The sequence below is a fragment of the Streptococcus sp. ELY_137 genome (genome assembly GCF_058314515.1).
In genome coordinates this window covers 50,014-68,462 of sequence record NZ_JBZFUL010000004.1, presented here as the reverse complement: position 1 = coordinate 68,462, position 18,449 = coordinate 50,014, and the positions used below count along the sequence as shown (strand labels likewise).

The window sequence follows — 18,449 nt, the reverse complement described above, 5'->3', positions numbered from 1 at the left end:
TTCATAGGATAGAAGGGGACAAACCTTTAGCCCGCCTTCCCTTACTAGTTACTTTTGCTTAAATCTACTTCTCTGACGCAGAGCCAGAGCTAGCTGACGTGGTAGCGGTACCATCATCATCCTTTCCAGATAGGGCATCTTTACGGTCTTCCCAGTACTGGTCGTATTCAGACTGCAGGCGAGAGAGCTTTTCATCGCGTTTCTTACCAGACAGATGGCTGTCCTTACGGGTTGCCGTAATCTGCTCAGCTAGGGCATAGAGGATTAAATCCACATCATCCAAACGTTTAGCCGTATCGACAGCATCACCGTGGTCGCCGCGGCCGATTTGAATCCAGTAATCCAGATAGAGCTCATCTGATTTGAGGGTAATATTATTCATGACGACCTCACGCTGGTCAGCATTGAAGTCCAGCCCTTGGATGTAGGCATAGGCCAGTTCGTATTTCTGTGTGTAAGGAATCTTGTCCAGCTTGACCCGCTCCATATCATCAATTAAGCCGGTATAGTCTTCCTTGAGAAAAGACTTATCGGCTTGCAGCATCTTAGCCTGAAAAGGGCTTTGGAAAAAGACCAGATAGACTAGAGGGATACTGAGCAGGACGGCGAGAGCTGCCAGCCATATCGTTGTGTACTTATAAACAGCGAAGCGACGCTTAGAAACCAAGCTTTGTGTTTTGGCTTCTTCAGCAACCTTCTCCTGATAAAGGGTGTGCAGATAAGCTTCTAAATCTGCTAAGGTCTGAGCAGCGCGGACAGGCTCCAAAAAGGCTGGCAGTTTGAGTACTTCCAAGCTGCCATCGTAAAGGCTGGAGAACTCTTCTCTGGTAAAGAGGCTGACGATAAGAGCCTTAGCCTGCCTCAAAAAATCTTCGGGTGTGAAACTTACCGGCACCATAACTCCCAGAAGACTACGATAAGCTAATTTTAAGGTTAAATCTTTAGTAATAAAAAGATTAGCAGGATGGAGAATCAAGCCGAAAGGATAGCTGGTTACCTGACTAAGCTCAAGAATATTGAGCGAAAAACGCAGCTGCTCTGACATGGGTAATGTTTGGATCTCTCCAAAGGTGCGGCCTAAGGTTGGTACCGCATAAGTCAGGGTCACCACTTCCTTATCAACCTGATAAGTTTGCGGCAGCAGCTGGGGAGCTGGGGGCGCTAAAAGATCCAGCTGTTCTGGGTCAGCCAGATTAATCATAGAGCGCTTGAGCGTCAACTGCCAAGTGCTCTGTTCTTTAATAAGTGTAAATTCTTGTCCTAAAAAATGAAATAGCTCTTCCATGCTTTAAAGCTCCTCTAAACGCAGATAATCTCCAGTGGTAATCGGATAATCAGACAGATAAGCGGCTTTCGATAAAACTAAACCTTTATTGACCACCAAAAGCTGAGGGGAGGTGATCATTTTGGGCAATTGGTAAATCTGTCTTAATTCTTCATATAGTTGTTTAACCGTTAGGCGACGAGGGATTCTGAGGTCCACTTGTTGCTTGCCTAAATCAATCGTCACGTTAATCGCCTGCATGTGTTTGTTCCTCTTCCTGTCTAGTACGGCGGGCCACTGACCAGCTTATGGTTCCTGCCGCTCCTAGGGTCACTAACATGACCCCACTATACAATAGGACCGCTGTCATGTTCCAGCGGTCTTCATCTTGTCCGGCCTTAATATCCAGCGTATGAGTAACACTGGCCTGAAAGAGCGGTGTCTGACTCTGCTTGCGGCTGGTTCTCACAGTCTTTGTTGTTCGAAAGAGCTGGCGCTGCTGACCAGAGAGGGCTGCCTTGCCGTCTTTGCGCTCATCCAGCTTCTGTGTTTCCTCTGGGTTGAAGAGCTTCCTGACCTGCTTGGACTGCTGCCCTAGGGTCTCATTTTGATCCTGCGCCACTCGGTTGGTCTGAAACTGCAAACGGTTATCTCTTACTGTTATTCCTGAAACTCTCAGTGAAAAGAGGAAACAGCCCAGGATAAGAGCCACTGCTAAATATCTTTTGAAGCGGCGCTGCTTTAATACCGTTTGAACTAACGACCGCATTTTTACCAAAGCAAGCATCACAATCTCCTTATGTCTTTACGTTCTTAATTTCTATTTTTCTGTTAGGCTTTCTCTGACACCTCTTGAGGGTGCCCCTCCCATGGGAAGCGTACCAGCATATTCAAGGTAATGACTACCACAACGGCTAAAAGCAGGAAGACAATCAATTTGCCATCAGCCGTGATATGGTCAACATAGGCCGCCAAGGTCTTCTCCATCAGCGATAGGAAGTTCCAGCGTTTGAGCTGACGCATCCAGCCAGTCAAACCAACGCTGGCACCAAGCGCATTGGAGAAGTATACAAAGCTGACTAAGTTGTAGAGCACTAAGCCCATTCCCAGTGAGCGCAGGTGCTTGAGGACAAAATACTGACCGTGCAGCAGCACCAAGCTAAAGAGCACAAAGATTAGAATCCAAGAAGGCACCAAATCCCGGTCTAGAGCCATAGATCTAGCTGAGACAATCCCCAGAGCCATCCCTTCAATTAGAGCTAGGGCGCTCAAGGTACCGACATTGAGCGGATCTGTATCCGCAAAGAGCCCTTTGGCAAACTGATTCTTCACACGTCCAATAAGATCCTGCGTGGCAAAGAGATAAGCACTAAATAAACTAATAACAGCCAGCAGTAAGATCCAAGTAAAAGGCTTCGCAGTCGTCACACGCGATTTGTAGGAGCTTGAGCGCGAGACAACCGGGCTGGATAGAAATTCCAAGAGGGCTTCATTAGGAACCCCATTATCGTAAGCATTATCTAAGACATCCTTAAAAGATTTGACAAAATCATTAGTCTCGGATAACTCTTGATTAAACTTCGTCATCAAGACCTTGGCATCCGCAGACAGCTTTTTGCCGTCATCTTGAGCTTTTTGCGCTGCCTTATTGAAGGAATCAAAAGTCTTGGAGACAGAGGAAGCTGCCTTGGCATTGGACTGGGCAGAAGACTTGAGGGCTTGGGATTGCGAGATTAGTTTAGCCAGTTTTTTCGATAAATCGGATGACTTATCTGAACGCTCCTTGGCTGCCTTCTCATCAACCTTACCGGCACCGCCTTTTTGAAGCTCCTTTAGGAGGCCTGCGGTTTCACTAATATCTGCCTCTACCTGATCATTGGTGGAGATGATTGTTCCTAACTTGTCCTTTAGAGTCTGGCGACTTTCTTTCAGGGTCTTCAATGCTTGATCAACTTCTACATCAGACGAGTACGTATTGAGGGCATTTGAAATCGCAGGTGTTAGCAAATTGACTAAGAGGTCTTCAGCACTCTGATTTAGAAAATCGTCAGCCCCTGACTGGTCAGCACCGTTGGGGTAGTAGGCCTTGAGCAGACTACCTGTATGATTATAAGCTGCTACTACGGCCTGAGCGGCTTGGGCGTAAGCTTCAACCTTTTGAGCATAGTCCTTAGCATCAATAGTCTTGCCTTCTGTTTGACTCACAGAAACACCGCCTAATTTGATACTCACTACCCCGCTGCCTTGGGCTTCGCTATCAGCCTTGATATTGTAGTGGAAGGTGTTATTCTGGCTGAGATCAACCGTGATTGGGGTGTCTGGACTAACAGGATCAGTCGAAGCACCATCCTTGGTTACATACCAAGACTCAATAGTCACCTTATCCTTATCCCAGCTCAAGCTAGCCTGGGTCTCGGTCTTGACCTCTGTTGAGGCCTTAACATCTTCGGTATCGTAGTCACGGACTGCCTGAGCAGCATTCGCCAGATTAGATTTGAGGCCAGCCCCATCTCCTGCACTGTAACCATAGTTAGACGCTGATGCGGCATCAGTATATTGGGTAATCTGACTGCTGTAATTAGTATCTGTGACCCCGTTCAGATCACCAGCCACACCGGCCACCTTATCGGCTGGCAGAGCGCTCACCGACTGAGAAAGCAAGTCCTTGAGACTAGTTAATCGGGCTTGGTAGGTCTCTAAACTCTGATTTAAGCTAGAATCTTTTGCTAAAAGATCCTTAACTGTCACCTGATCAAGAGCTTTCCCATAGTATTTTTCTAGTTCTTCCCTGACCACATCTTCAACGGGTTTGGTCTGACCGCTATTATCATTTCTTTCCTTGACCGATTTTAATTGCGTTTCTAGTTTATCCAGTTGAGTGGAAGCTTGTTCTAAAGATTCTTGATAAGTCTGTGTTTCTTTATCAGCACTGTCACCAGCTTCCCCTTGGCTATCATCGATAGTTCGACGCTCATCTCCTTCTGGCTGATTCTTTTCATCATCGTTATTGTTAGCCTGATCAGGGTTGTCTTGTGCTTCCGGTGCAGCGCCCTCTGCTCCTTCAGGCGGTACTGTCCCAAGGAGACTGGAGACACTAGCCTGATCCCCTTCTAATTTTTCCAAGGCCTTAGTCATGGCAGACAGCTGGTCGGATAATGCTTTGGAATCCATCTGCATTGTACCTTGAGTGTAGTCCTTAGCTGATATCTCTCCTTGGCTGTAATCAGCGATCAAACTTGCCAAAGTCGGCATCATATCTGAGGTATCAACCCCATCTTGTTCCGCCTTTTGAGCCGCTTCTGACAAAGCTTTTGAAAGACTCAGAGAAGACTGCAGGCTGCTGTTAGAGAGACCCGTCAGACTCGGAAAGACGTTTTCAAAATTAATAACCGGCTGATAGAGGGTTGCTTGGTAGGTACCGACTGTCTTGTGCTGCAGTTCAGAAACCGCTTGGGCGTTTTGCTGGGCCGTGTAAAGATTGCCCAGAACAGAAGCCATATACATGTTGACCAGCCTGCTGTTGAGGTCAGAAACAATTTTATCACCAGCTTGCTTAGCCTTGGCTTCTACCTGCTGGCTTCCCTTGGCATTGATTTTATAGGTTACGGTTGCTTTATCAACTAAAACATTGTTAATATCCAGAACCTTGGACGAGAAATTACTAGGGATATAAACTGCTAATTGGTAGCGGCCTGATTTCAAGCCTGATTCTGCTGTTGAGCGTGTCGTTACTGTCCAATTTTGGCTGTCATCTCGCTCCAGCGTTTTGATATAATCATCACCTAGGTGATAGGTTTCCTTTTTATCCGTTACATCTCTGTCTTCATTAATAACAGCGATATTTAGGCGATTAGCTTCAGCTACCGCCTTTTCTCTATGAACCCGCTGCAGCCAGATATTCAATCCTAAAATTCCAAAAAATAAGGCAACAATAAGGACTATATTTCCAACAAGCTTCAGAGCTTTTGGCACTCTTTTTTTCACGACAGTCATTCCTTCTAATTTTTTATTTATTATGTGAGCCAGCAGCAGTTAAGATTATTGAAAACTGCTGGCTTACATAATAAAAGCAGGGAGGGACTGGCCCTTCCTGCTCCCTTTAAACCCTCTATTAGCGTCCAATTTGCGAAGCAATGCTACTATCAGTTTCTTCAATAGTAGTAGCAACACTATTCAACTGCGTGTTGATAGATTCCAGCAATTCCGCAAACTGGCTAACTTTAGGGGACAATTCGTTGAATTGCGTTTCAAAGGCATCAAAAGCAGTACCATCCCAGTTTTCTGAGATAACAGCTTGTTCATTGGTCAGAGATGTCAAAACATCTTGGACACTTTGTGAACCTTGTGTATACTTCTGAGCTGATGTGCGCAACTCATCCGGCGTCAATTTAATTTGTCCAGCCATAAATAAACCCTTCCTTTCTAATTATACTTGTGTATAGTATCCTAATTTTTAAAAAATTTTTCAACAATATTTCAGTTACATAATTATTACATTTTTGTTTCAATTGTTTAGCAAAAACTTACTTACTCCTAACAGTTTCTATAATAACACAATTTTAGTCTCTTTCAAGATTTTTGCGCTGATTATAAGAATCATGGAGAAAAATCAGACTGTCCTAGCGATTCGTGCGTGTATCACACGGCTTTTCAAAACAAGAAACAAAGCTAACCATCCTATCTGGTTAGCCTTGTTAGAACCCTTAGGCATAATGTAATATCAAAATTTTGTTACTTTATTACAACATTGCTTTAGATTTGCGATTCCTGTTTAGCAAGAAAGGCTAAACCAGTAATAACAGCAAATCCAAGAACAAAGAAGACACTGATAGCCTTAGTATTATCACCGGTTTGCGGTAACTCATTTGGCTGCCCGTCAGCATTAGAAGGGGTGTCTTTATCACTGCTTTCCGCCGTTGAAGGTGAACTGCTCATATTGGGGGTTTGCGGTGATGTTGGCTGCCCTGCTTCGACTGGTGTCACTGAGCTTTGAGAAGGCTTATTTGAATCTTCTGGGTCAGCAGCACCAGCATTAACTGCCGGATCTCGTCCTTGCACAGGATCAGATAGGGGACTGTTGTCACCTGCAGGGGCTTGGACAGGGGCATCCGAATTTGCTGGAGCAGTAGGCTGGGCTGGAGTCACTACATCCGATGCTGGTGGATTTGCAACTTCTGTCTGACTATCAGGGGTGACTGCATTGATATTTGGTGCAGGGACTGATTCACCTTGTGAAGGATCTTCTGCTTGACTACCAGCTTGAGGTTGATCTGTTCCTGGTACCTCAAAAGAGTCTGAGCCTTCTTGGTCAGGCAGAACCTGTGCTTGACCGTTGCCGTTAGCTTGGTCGGTCGGTTCTGCAGATTGTTCTGGGGTTACTGAGTCTCTTGTCGGATCAAGTGCTTGATCGGCTCCAGCAGGGGTATTGGTCTGACCAGACGGCTGGGACTGCTCATTTGGTGTCGGAGTCTCTGCTTGCGGCGTTTTTTCAGATTCTGGAGTTACCTCAGGATCTACTGGCGCTGTTCCTTCTGAATTTTCCGGTTGTCCTGATGGTTCAGATGGCTGCTCGGGGGCTCCTGATTCAGGTTGCATTTCTGGGGCAGGATCGCTTGGAGCCGCTTCATCAGCTTGTCCACCAGCGTTTGGTTGATCAGCCCCCGGCGCAGATGGAACCTCACCTTGGTTCCCATTTGAGGGAGCTGATGGGTCAATCGACTGCGCGGGATTAGCAGGGGTGTCTGTTTGATCGTTTGGTTCAGATGGCTGCGCCGGTGTTTCTGGCTCCGGCTGTTCCTCCGTATCTGGGGTTGATCTACTTGAGTCATCCAGCTGCTCGGGATTGAGTTGAGCATTCGGCTGGGCGGGCTCACTTGGAGCTGCTTGCTCAGCTTGCGGAGTTCCTTCTATTTCTGGCACTGCAGGGGTAGACTCATCGATCTGGGGGGTTGGAATGGCAGGTGCAGGAGCTGTGCCGCTCTCTTCGCTACTATTTTCAGAACCTGATGGCTGATCCAGTGTCGGAGCGTCTGGCTGTGCCAGTATTTCCTTTTCTGGAGCTTGTTCCGAAGGGACAGCGAGATCTGGTTGCGGTGTTACCTCAGGATTTACTGGCACTGTTCCTTCTGAATTTTCCGGTTGTTCTGATGGTTCAGATGGCTGCTCAGGAACTCCTGATTCAGGTTGCACTTCTGGGGCAGGATCGACTGGAGCTGGTACCTCTGGCGTTGGTGTTGCTCCTGTTTCTGATGAATCCGGTGTTGTTCCTTCATCATTTTCTGGTTGCGATGGTTGGCTTGGAGCCGCTTCATCAGCTTGTCCACCAGCGTCTGGTTGTTCAGACCCCGGTGCAGATGGAACCTCACCTTGGTTCCCATTTGAAGGAGCTGATGGGTCAATCGACTGCTCGGGATTAGCAGGGGTGTCTGCTTGATCGTTTGGTTCAGATGGCTGCGCCGGTGTTTCTGGCTCCGGCTGTTCCTCTGGAGTTGGATTACTTGGCATTGGTACTACTGAGTGATCTGGCTGCGGTAATTCAGTATTAGCTACTGTATTGTTTGCAAAGCGGACATCTTCTCCGCTGCCTGCCTCAGTCAGTTGGAAGTTAGCTTTAAAGGCTTCTGAGAATGAATTTAAGATTTTGTTATCTGCAACAGAAATATTCTTAATGCTACCGTTTTGAGCTTCAAGATCAATAGCACCGCGTGAAATGCCATACAAATCACTTGTCGTACCTGTATTTAAAAGGTAGTTATCGTGGATATTAATCCCTGTATCATTGCTGTCAAAATTATGGCCAGGAAAAACGGTGTTTAGGCGTACACCTGCTCCTGCAAAGTTATCTTTAATAATATTGTTGGCAACTTCATGGCCCTTACCGCCGAAGATTCCAACACCTCCGGCACGCCATCCCAATTCAATAGTATTGTTGAGAAACTTGTTGTTTTCAGTAGCAGGAGCATCCGTACCGCTGTGATTGCTGGACCAGGTAGCCAAGCTGTCATCACCATTACCACGGATACTTGAGTTAATAACAGATGAATTTCTTGTACCTTGTGCGAAATTCACACCGTCAGCGAGGTTATTGCGGATACGAGCGTTTTTAACTACTAAACCATCAGTATATTTAAAACCGCCTGATGTATCGTAGTCGCCGATCCACAAGCCACATTCAAAGTGTTCTAACCAGACATCATGGATAGAAGAATCCGAACCAAGGGAGCCGGCAATGGCTTTGTACTGGGCTTGTTCATTGTAACGTGATGTTAAATTTGAATCCATATAAAGATCGCTCAATTCAACCTTGTTCACGTTATGGTTAAAGTCGAAGCCACCACCAGAGGGTTGATCGCTGGTGAAATGGAGTTTGGTGTGCCACATACCGGCACCGGAAATCTTGATGTTTGAAGCATCAACACCAATTTTTCTAGCCAAGTCAAATTGGCCTTCTGGGATATAAACATCCCTTCCAGTTGACTTCGCTTCATTAAGGGCATCGATGAGGGCTTGGCTGTCGTCAAGGCCGTCATTAGCTACGGCACCTTTGGAGGTGATATTAATGGCGTTGGAACCCTGAGCAATTGGATCGCCTACTTGTTCCAACTCGATAAAATCAATACCATAAGCAACATTATCGGCCCTATTTTTCACAAGAGATAGCGTATCCCCTGCATTAATCTGTACACCATTTAAAAGGGTGTGCACTTCATCAAAGCGGAAACGTGCTCGTGAATTGGCTGAGGGCGAATCACTAGGAATATCGCCATCCATATACTGCCAAGCTGATTTAGACGATAGATCAAGATTGGCAACACTGTTACCGTTGACTTGGACATCTAGCTGACCAGATGCTCCATCAGGAATAGTGTAGCGTACATTAATAGCATTAGCTGGATTTTGTACTTGGAACGACACTGATGAGCCCTGCTCTGGAAGTTCTACATACTTTTGATAGGAAGCTTCAACAGCAGTTGAGTCTGTGTCTGTTGAATACTCTTCCTTGGCGCCATTGGCTAGACTAGCATTTTCTGCTTCGTAAGTCGTATAGGGAACTTGTGCTCCATAGCCTGAGCTATCTGCTACATTGCTAACAGTGTTAGCCGTAGCAGATGCTTGCGGCTGTACATTTTCTGTTTGAGGGCTCGCTGGCTCACTAACAACTTGGCCAGCTGTCGCCCGAGCATCTGGCTGAGAGACAGTTACATCTGAGACTGGTGCTGAACTCTCAGCAACTTCATCAGCACTGGTTGTCGTTGCCTGCCAAGCCATACCAATTACTGCTAAGCCCATAAGGACAGCAGCTGTTCGTTTGTAGATAGGCATAAACCCTCCTTTCCTTTTGTCCAAGAAACAATTCTTCATTGGACTGTTTTCTAAAAGTTATATTATTTCTGGATTGTCTTGCGCTCAAAGATCTGAAACTTTCCCATGACTAGGAGAGGACAAGCAAGAGAGTAATGACTCGATAAGCTTATCCTCTAAAGAATTAGTTTCTTTTGCGTTTCATGAGTAGGCCGGTCACACCAAGAGTAACCACACCGACAGCTAGGATGAGAGCCAAGGTCCTATCGCCAGTTGTTGGCAGCTGTTTCGATGATGCTGCACTTTCTTGAGTTCCAGGGTCGGCAGTCTTAGCCCTACCAGTCGAAGAAGACTTCATCTCCGGATTTTTGGGGGAAGCTGGTTGTCCAAGTTCTCCAAGAGCTGCAGGCCCCTTGGGAAGCATTGGTGTATTGGGGCTGTTCTTTATGTCATCGGACTGACTAGGTCTTTCTGACGGATCTACGAAAGCCCTATCACTGTTTCTATCTGACCCACTGGCTGGATCAGCAGGAGCAATCATCTTATCTGCTGCTGAGTCAGGTGCTATTACTGCCTGATTAGCTGGTTGAAGTGGAGGTCTATCTGGCTGTACTTCTGCACTATTATTAGCAGGAGTTACAAGCTGTTCAGCCTTTGCTTCTGGCTCAGACTGATTAGTTAGCTGGGCTGGATCTCCTGTAGCAGATTGCTCAGTTACATTTTGAACTGGATCTGTTGACTCCCTAACGTCCTGCGGAGCTCGTTCTGATTCTGGCTGCTCTGGTACAAGCCCGGTCTCCTCTGAATTTTCTGGCTGTTCTGATGGTTCAGATTCAGAAGGGGGCACCGGAGTTCCTGATTCAGGCTGGGCTTCAGGGGCGACAGGGGCCGACTCAGTCGGATCCACTGGCTGCTCTGAAGCTGCAGAAGCATCAGGTTGCGCTAGTTCACCTAGAACTGGCTGCTCAGCTTGCGGAGTATTTTCTGATTCTGAAGCCGCAGGGACAGCCTCATCTGTTTGTGCTTCCTCTGATTCATTTGGAATCGTAGGGTTAAGCATTGAGCCATTTTCATCTCTATTTTCAGGTGCTGAAGGCTGTGTTGAAGCATCTGGCCCAACTGGAGTTCCTGATTCTGGAGTAGGGGCCGATTCAGTCGGATCTACTGGCTGCTCTGAAGCTGCAGGAAGCTCAGGCTGAGATGGTTCATTTAGCACTGGGATTTCTGGAGTGGCTGGAGTTCCTGATTCTGACAGTGCCTCACTGTTTTCTGGTCGTGATGGTTCACTTGGAACTGACTGTTCAGGTTCTGCAGCTGGCTCTACAGGGCTAACTTCAGCTTCACCAGATGGGGACTGGTCAGCCTCAATTGGAGCTGATTCATCAGTTTGCGGAGCGACTTCTGTTTCAGGCTCTGCCGGGTTCGTTTCTTCTGAAAGATCTGGCTGAGCTGGAGTTTGTTGCGCACTTGAGATGTAAATGACATTCCAAAGTGTTAATTTAGGGACATTGATGACGAGAACGGGTTCACCGTTTTCGTCAGTTTCTACAGAAGCAGAAACCTTTTGCATATTAGATTTAGACCAATCGTCTGGAGAAACAAGATAAGTTTGATTGGCCATACGTTGTGCTTCTTCCATAGATACATCACCTAGATTATATCTAACAGTCAGATTGGTTTGTTCATCTGGTGTCTTTTTAGCTGCAGTACCATCTTCATTCTTCCAGTCAGAATTAATTCCCATTAGGTTGATCATTTGCACGGTTCTAAAGTTATTACCCTTTTTACCGTAAGTCCACACTTGATGACCATTTAGGCCTTTAATGTCTGTTGAAAGAAGATTGTTATCCGAGTTATAGGTATTTACGATTGCATTATCGTTTTCAATACCATCACGCAGGATATTTTCATAAGCTGTGATGAACTGCTGATAATCATTGTTTTTGCGAGTTAATTCACTTGAGGTTTTCAAGGCTTGATTAGGGTAATAAGCATTTTGGAGAACCCCAATACCTTGACCATCATCATTTTGAGAATTAGCCAAAGCGGCCAAAGACATATGGTAGCCACCTGCAGCCGCAATAGAGGCTGTTGTCAGAAGTACGGCATCTGTCTGCAGGGGCCTGCCTGCTTCTGCATCGTTTCTAGCACCCTCTTTTTCGTCACCTGTCATGTAGGCGCCGACGATTAGAGATTTTCCTGTCTCGCTTCGAACTTGGTCTATACGAGCTTTAAGGTCGCCGTATTCTGTTTGGCTACGGCCATCTAGGTAAGCTGAACCGCCACCAAAAGGCCAAATTTCATTGTAGATAACGTCTTGATTGCCATCTTTTAGACGTTGGATTTGCTCACCGTTAACATCATTAACAGTTAAGTAGTAGTTGGGTAATTTTTCCTTGATGGCACGAAGGAACTCTGCGTAACCTTCTGTCATCCAGAATTTCTTGCTGTCGTCAGCACTGTCTTTGTTAGAATAGTCGTAGATTTGGTTATCACCGATGGTATCACCTTGCCAGCCGTCGAAGCCACCATTTTTCATAGCTTCGCCCATACGCTGAGCAATCAGTTCTTGCCATCTGCTACTCTTTGGATTGTAGTAACGCTGGGAAGCTGGTGCATAAGACATCACTTCGCCTTTTCTACCAGAAAACTCCGTATCGTTAGCATTATAAGCATACTCTACTTCTGCATCATCAAGGACAGGAGCTTCATTTGCATTTTCAGCCAAAATCATATTATAGAGCATAGCGACTGCTCCACCATCATGAAGTTGGTTGACAATATCTTTTATAACTTTAGTATCAATTTTAGGGTGGGGAGCCCAGCTCGTCCACGTCTGTTCAAATACTTGATCATCACTTGGAAAGGGATCCGTAGCTGATTTATAAACATCATAGAAGAAATACGAGTTAATATTCATATTCTTCATTTTTTCCAAAGCAGCACGGTATCTCTCAGCATCCTGTGCTAGGACACCATTTTCGCTGTCTTGTGAACCACCTACAACGCCATAGCGTGGGAATTTGGTCCAGTCAGTTTCATAAGCAATAGCACGGTTGATTTCACCGAGCGTATTGTTCTGGCTATCGGCCACCTTGATTTTTACAAGGTAACCACGATCATTTTCAAATTGGGAAGCTGGAATTTTTAAATCGCCAGCCTGCATAGCATAGCTATCACCGGCAGCGAGGTTCTTGGTAAACTTGTAAGATCCAATCTTGTTTTCGAGATAGTAAACATCAGCATAGACTGTGATATCTTGAGTTGTGTCTGTTGTGTTTGTGAAATCAACAGACAGATTGACATCTTGGCCTGGTCTATAGCTGGCCTTATCACTTGATAAGTCCGTAATAGCATTGCCTGACCTAGAAGCTACAATGGAGCGGGTATTAACAACTTGAGCGCTGGAAGCACGGACGATGTTAGAACCTGACACCCTATTTTGACTATCTTGAGCTTGAACTAGATAGCTAGAAGCTGGGGCAGCTGTTTCAGCTGTCTCCGGAGGGGTCTGCTCTGCAGAATTTTGTAATTCTGTACTGGCCTCAGTAGTGATAGAAACTTGCTGAGGATTAGCTTCAAGACGCACATCAGCAGGAGGTTCTTTCACTGGCGGGGCCAGAGCTTGCGTCTGTTCTGCACCAACAGTCGAATTCGTTGATACATCTACAGAGGTGGAGGAGGTCTCTTCAGCAACTGACGGAAGATTGTTTACAGTATCTTCAGCATAAGCAGTTTGAACTGATAGGCAGAGTACCATCCCGAAGGCAAGTAGAAATAACATGCTGGGGAGAGTTAGCATTTTATTTTTCACAACCATATTCTCCTTCTAATAAAATTTAAGCAGCTTTTCATTGGGGATATTCCCTTTCAGAAAAACTCGCAGCTTATATTCTATTGAAAATTTATGAAAATACAACCCATATTCTTACAAAAAACATTTACATAAAAACCCCAAAACCGCACAATTTCTTTTGCTTATTTAAAACAAAAAAATAAGCAGAGTCCTTTTGACCTCTGCTTTTTTACATTTCCATAAAACTTAGGCATTTGCGATTATTTCTTTTTTGTTACAATTCTGAATCATTTTGTTGATTAAAATATTTCGATGATCAAACAATCGATATCATCAAATCTTTTCTTAGTGCCACATTATCCTAACGATTTTTTGTATCTAAAATTATCGTAACAGGTCCGTCATTGATTAAACTAACTTTCATGTCTGCACCAAACTTACCCGTAACAACCGGAAGAGTTTGCGACAATATTTGGTTAAAATCTTGGTAAAGTTTTTGGGCAGTTTGTGGGTGTGCAGCTTCAGTAAAAGCCGGTCGATTTCCCTTTTTCGTATTTGCAAATAAGGTAAACTGCGATACTGAAAGAATCTGCCCCTTGATATCCTGAATGGATAAGTTCATTTTGCCATCAGTGTCTGAAAAAATACGCATATTCACAATTTTATGAGCAGCATAATCTAAATCTTCCTGACCATCTTCTGGCCCAATACCAACTAGCAATAGCAATCCCTGATCAATAGCAGATACAGTTTTATCGGCAATAACAACTTGTGCTTTTCTTACTCGCTGGATAACAATTTTCATAATACTTAGCTGACCTTTTTTCTGTTTCTTTTAGGGCTGTACCTTCCAAGCCTATTGAGGTAACATTAGCCATTTGTTCGTTTCACGGAATAAACATCTGGCACAATTTTAATCTTATCAACCACCGTTGTCAGGGCTGTCAGATTAGGAATTTGGAAGCTAATATGGATATTGGCAAATTTCATATCTTTAGTTGGTTGGGCATTGACTGTAGAAATACTTTTAGTTTGGTTTGAGACTATCTGAAGAACGTCATTAAGCAGACCGGAACGATTGAGGCCATAAATATCAATTTCTGCCAAATAGTCCCGACCGACCTTACTGCTTTCATCCCACTCGACCTCAATTAGGCGTTGCTCATAACCTTCTTGGCTCTTGATATTATGACAGTCCGCCCGATGAATAGCAACCCCTCGTCCCTTCGTAATATAGCCTTCTATTTCATCACCCGGAACAGGATTACAGCATTTGGCAATTCTCATCAAAAGACCTGATGACCCTTGGATAATGACCCCATTTTCGCTTTTAACCTTGAGCACGTCCTTGTTTTCATGCTTAACCTCACCGCCATTTATTAACTCATCCGCCTCGGCCTTAGCTTTGGCACGTTCTTCCTCACGGCGTTCCTTTTCGGTCAAACGATTGAAAACAGCAGCAGGGTTCATTTCTCCAAAGCCAATCGCGGCATAAAGGGCCTCTTCGCTACGAACACTTAAACGCGGTAAAATCTCTTCAATGTGCTTCTTATCTAGGTACTTATTGGCCACATACCCTTGTTCTTGAAAATAATCAACTAATAGTTCACGTCCCTTACTGATGGACATTTCCTTATCTTGATTTTTAAAAAACTGACGAATTTTATTACGGGCTTTGGTCGTTTTGACTAATTTAATCCAGTCACGGCTAGGACCGAATGAATTAGTGTTGGTGACAATTTCAACAACATCACCTGTTTTAAGCTTGGCTGTCAGCGGCACCATCCGTCCATTAACCTTAGCACCGACAGCTCTTTCTCCAACCTGAGTGTGGATAGCATAAGCAAAATCAATTGGTCCTGAATCCCTAGGTAATTCCTGTACATCACCAGATGGGGTAAAGACATAAATCCGCTCAGAGAAGATATCTTCTTTAACAGAGTCTACAAATTCTTGAGCATCACCATTGGAACCGGCTTGCAATTCAACCAAGTCTTGAATCCAGTTCATGCCAATAGCAGATTCTTTCGCATCAACCTTGCCTTTAATTCCCTTTTTATAGGCCCAGTGAGCAGCAACCCCATATTCCGCCACTTCATGCATTTCTTGGGTGCGAATTTGAATTTCAATCGGACCTTTGGGACCGTAAACGGTTGTATGGATAGATTGATAGCCATTAGATTTTGGATTGGCGATATAATCCTTGAAACGCCCAGGCATAGGGCGCCAAAGTTCATGAATATATCCCAGCATGGCATAAACATCACTCGGTGTATCCATGATACAGCGAATAGCGATTAGATCGTAAATCTGGTCAAACCGTTTTTTCTTATCGCGCATTTTACGGTAAATAGAATAAATATGTTTAGGGCGACCGTAAATTTTGCCTTCTAGACCCTGCTCACTGGTGTAATCCTTAATCTTGTTGACAATCTCATCTACCAGAGTTTCACGTTCACGACGCTTTTCTTTCATCATGTGGGAAATTTTATAGAACTCTGCTTCATTAAGATACCTAAAGGCTAAATCTTCTAATTCCCATTTGATAGCGCTGATCCCTAAACGATGCGCCAGCGGAGCATAAATCTCCATGGTTTCACGGGATATACGTTTTTGTTTATCTGGCCGCAAATGTTTTAGGGTCCGCATATTGTGCAACCTATCGGCCAACTTTACCAATATAACCCGTATATCTTTGGACATTGCCATCAGCATTTTGCGGTGGTTTTCAGCTAATTGTTCTGCATGAGATTTATATTCAACCTTACCAAGTTTTGTGACCCCATCTACAATCTGACGAACATTTAGGCCAAATTCTTTTTCTAAATCATCAAGGCTGGCGTCTGTATCTTCAACAACATCGTGCAAAAAACCACAAGCAACGGTTACAGAATCCAATTTTAGTCCTGCTAATATTCCTGCAACTTGAATTGGGTGAATGATATAGGGTTCTCCAGATTGTCTGCGCTGCTCCTTATGAGCCTCTGTCGCATAATTTAAGGCCTTCTGTACAAAGGCAACATCATCTGGGTTCATATAATTTTGGACTAAGTTGACAACTTCTCCACCTGATAAATTAGGTTTCTCTGCCATACACTTTCCCCTTACTAAAACTTGAACTAGTTGCCTTAATTTTAACACTTTTTATATAGGAAGAAAAGTTGCCAAATTTCAATTTTGGCCTATATAAAATTTCGAACTGCCAGTTGTTCAGAGTTCTACTCTATAAAGAGAAGAGAATTTAAACAATTCATGGGTTGAACGCAGGATTTTGAACTTTTTCAGCCATTCCCTTATCTACTTTTATAGTCGGTCCTTTTTAAATGATAAATAAAGCTTACCACAAATAGGTAAGCCATTAATAGTCTCAACTTTTTCTTATCTCTCCATCTCTAAGGCATAACTGACTGCACTCAAAGCGTATAGCGGGGCAGTTTCAGTCCGCATGATACGAGGACCAAGTCCAATCTTGATTCCACCTAGTTCTTCAAAGGCTGCAATTTCTGAAGGAGAAATGCCGCCTTCAGGACCAAAGATAAAGAGCAAATTCATACCTGCTTCAAGATTAGACAGCTCTCGCGCTAAAGCTGACAGTTTTCCTTGTTTAGCTGTTTCTTCATAAGCGATGAAGATCTTATCAAAAGCTGCGAATTGATCTAGAAAATCAGCCTTTTTTTCAAACAATTTGACTTCTGGTACACGATTGCGTTTAGATTGCTCGGCAGCTCCTAGGGCAATCTTATTTAATTTTTCCTCTTTTTTGGCTAATTTCCTACCATCCCATTTAACAACTGACCAGTCAGCAGGGTAAGCCCAGATGCAGTTAGCTCCAAGTTCTGTAGCCTTTTGTGTCACGAGATCCAGTTTATCCCCTTTGGGAAAACCAGAGGCTATCGTTACATGGATGGGTAATTCTACATTGTCCGCGAGTTCTTCTACCAACTCGAGCTGATGAATAGAGCTATCCACTACCCTAGCCAAGTGTTTCACACCATCTTCAAAAACCAAGACAAGCTCGTCACCATCCGCCAAACGCATTACCTGAAACATGTGCTTGATGGTCCCCTTATCTGTGATAGTAACAGGATTTATCGCTGATCCTTTTATAAAATACTGCTGCATCTAGCCTCCAATTACACCTGAGATTGCATTTGTTTTCTTGAATACCAAAGCATTCCACTCACCTTGGATTATCTGAGTTTCTAGGAAAAAGCCTGCGCTGTAGGCCGCTTCCAAAACTACCTCTAATTTATCCGTAATAATACCAGACATGATGAGATAGCCTTCATCCTCTAGCAGGCGGTAGGCATCATCAGTTAGGTGGACCAGGATATCCGCCAAGATATTGGCTACTACGACATTCGCTCGTTTTTCAACGCCTCGCAACAAATCACCTTCTCTTACACGAATATTTTCAGTCCCTGGATTGAGATTAATATTCTCCTGAGCCACGCGCACCGCTACATCGTCCAAATCATAGGCGTAAATCTCTTTAGCACCAAGGAGTGAGCTGGCAATAGAAAGGACACCAGAACCCGTTCCCACATCTAACACTGTTTCACCTCCCCGCAGAACTTGTTCTAAGGCGTAAAGGCTCATCTTAGTTGTTGGGTGGGTTCCTGTTCCAAAGGCCATCCCTGGATCCAGCTTGATGATTTTTTCATCAGCACGAGCATTATAGTCTGTCCAGCTAGGGACAATGGTTAAGTCACGGGTGATACGAGCTGGTTCGTAGTACTGTTTCCAGTTCTCTGCCCAGTCCTCTTCAGCTAGTTCCTGAGTGAAGAGCTCTACCTGACCTGTCTCTAGACCAAAGTCAGCAAGCTCTGCCAAACGCTGACTGACCTCTTTTTCGATGTCTGCCATATTGACAGTTTCGGGATAATAGGCCGTAATTTTGACAGTTTCAACCTGCTCAACCTCCGGAAATAGTTCACCATACTTACCGATCGGACCGAGATAGTCTGCACTGTCATCAATCGCTACTCCTTGGCTGCCTGATTCAACCAAAATATTGGAAGCTGCTTCTTCTGCTTCACGTTTGACTGTTATGGTTAGTTCTTGCCAGTTATTCATAAGCTAAAATAC

The 18,449-nt window shown here is 44.6% G+C and carries 11 protein-coding genes; all 11 read right to left on the bottom strand.

From position 1 onward, the window contains the following. Positions 1-64: 64 nt before the first annotated feature. The 11 genes from essB to prmA all read right to left on the bottom strand — a co-directional run bounded on the left by essB (position 65) and on the right by prmA (position 18,437). Entirely contained in the window at positions 65-1,285 is a 1,221-nt protein-coding gene (gene essB, locus AC4HAO_RS04370; protein WP_491134693.1) for a type VII secretion protein EssB, read from the bottom strand. 3 nt (positions 1,286-1,288) lie between these two features. Beyond that, complete coding sequence (locus tag AC4HAO_RS04365; protein ID WP_491134692.1) at positions 1,289-1,525, bottom strand: EsaB/YukD family protein; 237 nt, start codon at positions 1,523-1,525, stop codon at positions 1,289-1,291. Further along, positions 1,512-2,051, bottom strand: a complete 540-nt coding sequence (locus AC4HAO_RS04360) for a type VII secretion protein EssA (protein ID WP_491134691.1) — start codon at positions 2,049-2,051, stop codon at positions 1,512-1,514. Before AC4HAO_RS04360 ends, AC4HAO_RS04365 begins: the two co-directional genes overlap by 14 nt. Before the next feature lie 44 nt (positions 2,052-2,095). Continuing rightward, a complete protein-coding gene (esaA, locus tag AC4HAO_RS04355; protein WP_491134690.1) occupies positions 2,096-5,257 on the bottom strand; it encodes a type VII secretion protein EsaA in 3,162 nt (1,053 codons plus the stop codon). A 118-nt stretch (positions 5,258-5,375) separates the two neighbouring features. Continuing rightward, positions 5,376-5,669, bottom strand: coding sequence for a WXG100 family type VII secretion target (locus AC4HAO_RS04350; protein ID WP_491134689.1), 294 nt, complete (start codon positions 5,667-5,669; stop codon positions 5,376-5,378). Between the two features lie 347 nt (positions 5,670-6,016). After that, positions 6,017-9,586, bottom strand: a complete 3,570-nt coding sequence (locus AC4HAO_RS04345) for a right-handed parallel beta-helix repeat-containing protein (RefSeq protein WP_491134688.1) — start codon at positions 9,584-9,586, stop codon at positions 6,017-6,019. Between the two features lie 163 nt (positions 9,587-9,749). Further along, the gene (locus AC4HAO_RS04340) at positions 9,750-13,367 is read right to left on the bottom strand and encodes a glycoside hydrolase family 66 protein (RefSeq protein WP_491134758.1); all 3,618 of its coding nucleotides are present in this window, start codon (positions 13,365-13,367) and stop codon (positions 9,750-9,752) included. A 355-nt stretch (positions 13,368-13,722) separates the two neighbouring features. After that, the gene (dtd, locus tag AC4HAO_RS04335; RefSeq protein WP_491093514.1) at positions 13,723-14,166 is read right to left on the bottom strand and encodes a D-aminoacyl-tRNA deacylase; all 444 of its coding nucleotides are present in this window, start codon (positions 14,164-14,166) and stop codon (positions 13,723-13,725) included. Positions 14,167-14,231: 65 nt separating this feature from the next. Then, a complete protein-coding gene (locus AC4HAO_RS04330; RefSeq protein ID WP_491134687.1) occupies positions 14,232-16,454 on the bottom strand; it encodes a RelA/SpoT family protein in 2,223 nt (740 codons plus the stop codon). Between the two features lie 285 nt (positions 16,455-16,739). Further along, the gene (locus AC4HAO_RS04325; protein ID WP_491093516.1) at positions 16,740-17,483 is read right to left on the bottom strand and encodes a 16S rRNA (uracil(1498)-N(3))-methyltransferase; all 744 of its coding nucleotides are present in this window, start codon (positions 17,481-17,483) and stop codon (positions 16,740-16,742) included. Then, on the bottom strand, positions 17,484-18,437 hold the full coding sequence (gene prmA / locus AC4HAO_RS04320; RefSeq protein ID WP_491093517.1) for a 50S ribosomal protein L11 methyltransferase: 954 nt from the start codon (positions 18,435-18,437) through the stop codon (positions 17,484-17,486). It lies immediately after the preceding gene. Positions 18,438-18,449 lie beyond the last annotated feature (12 nt).

Excerpts from the sequence above, each read along its gene's own strand:
- essB (WP_491134693.1), bottom strand. The coding sequence starts at position 1,285 with ATGGAAGAGCTATTTCATTTTTTAGGACAAGAATTTACACTTATTAAA.
- AC4HAO_RS04365 (WP_491134692.1), bottom strand. The coding sequence starts at position 1,525 with ATGCAGGCGATTAACGTGACGATTGATTTAGGCAAGCAACAAGTGGAC.
- AC4HAO_RS04360 (WP_491134691.1), bottom strand. The coding sequence starts at position 2,051 with ATGCTTGCTTTGGTAAAAATGCGGTCGTTAGTTCAAACGGTATTAAAG.
- esaA (WP_491134690.1), bottom strand. The coding sequence starts at position 5,257 with ATGACTGTCGTGAAAAAAAGAGTGCCAAAAGCTCTGAAGCTTGTTGGA.
- AC4HAO_RS04350 (WP_491134689.1), bottom strand. The coding sequence starts at position 5,669 with ATGGCTGGACAAATTAAATTGACGCCGGATGAGTTGCGCACATCAGCT.
- AC4HAO_RS04345 (WP_491134688.1), bottom strand. The coding sequence starts at position 9,586 with ATGCCTATCTACAAACGAACAGCTGCTGTCCTTATGGGCTTAGCAGTA.
- AC4HAO_RS04340 (WP_491134758.1), bottom strand. The coding sequence starts at position 13,367 with ATGCTAACTCTCCCCAGCATGTTATTTCTACTTGCCTTCGGGATGGTA.
- dtd (WP_491093514.1), bottom strand. The coding sequence starts at position 14,166 with ATGAAAATTGTTATCCAGCGAGTAAGAAAAGCACAAGTTGTTATTGCC.
- AC4HAO_RS04330 (WP_491134687.1), bottom strand. The coding sequence starts at position 16,454 with ATGGCAGAGAAACCTAATTTATCAGGTGGAGAAGTTGTCAACTTAGTC.
- AC4HAO_RS04325 (WP_491093516.1), bottom strand. The coding sequence starts at position 17,483 with ATGCAGCAGTATTTTATAAAAGGATCAGCGATAAATCCTGTTACTATC.
- prmA (WP_491093517.1), bottom strand. The coding sequence starts at position 18,437 with ATGAATAACTGGCAAGAACTAACCATAACAGTCAAACGTGAAGCAGAA.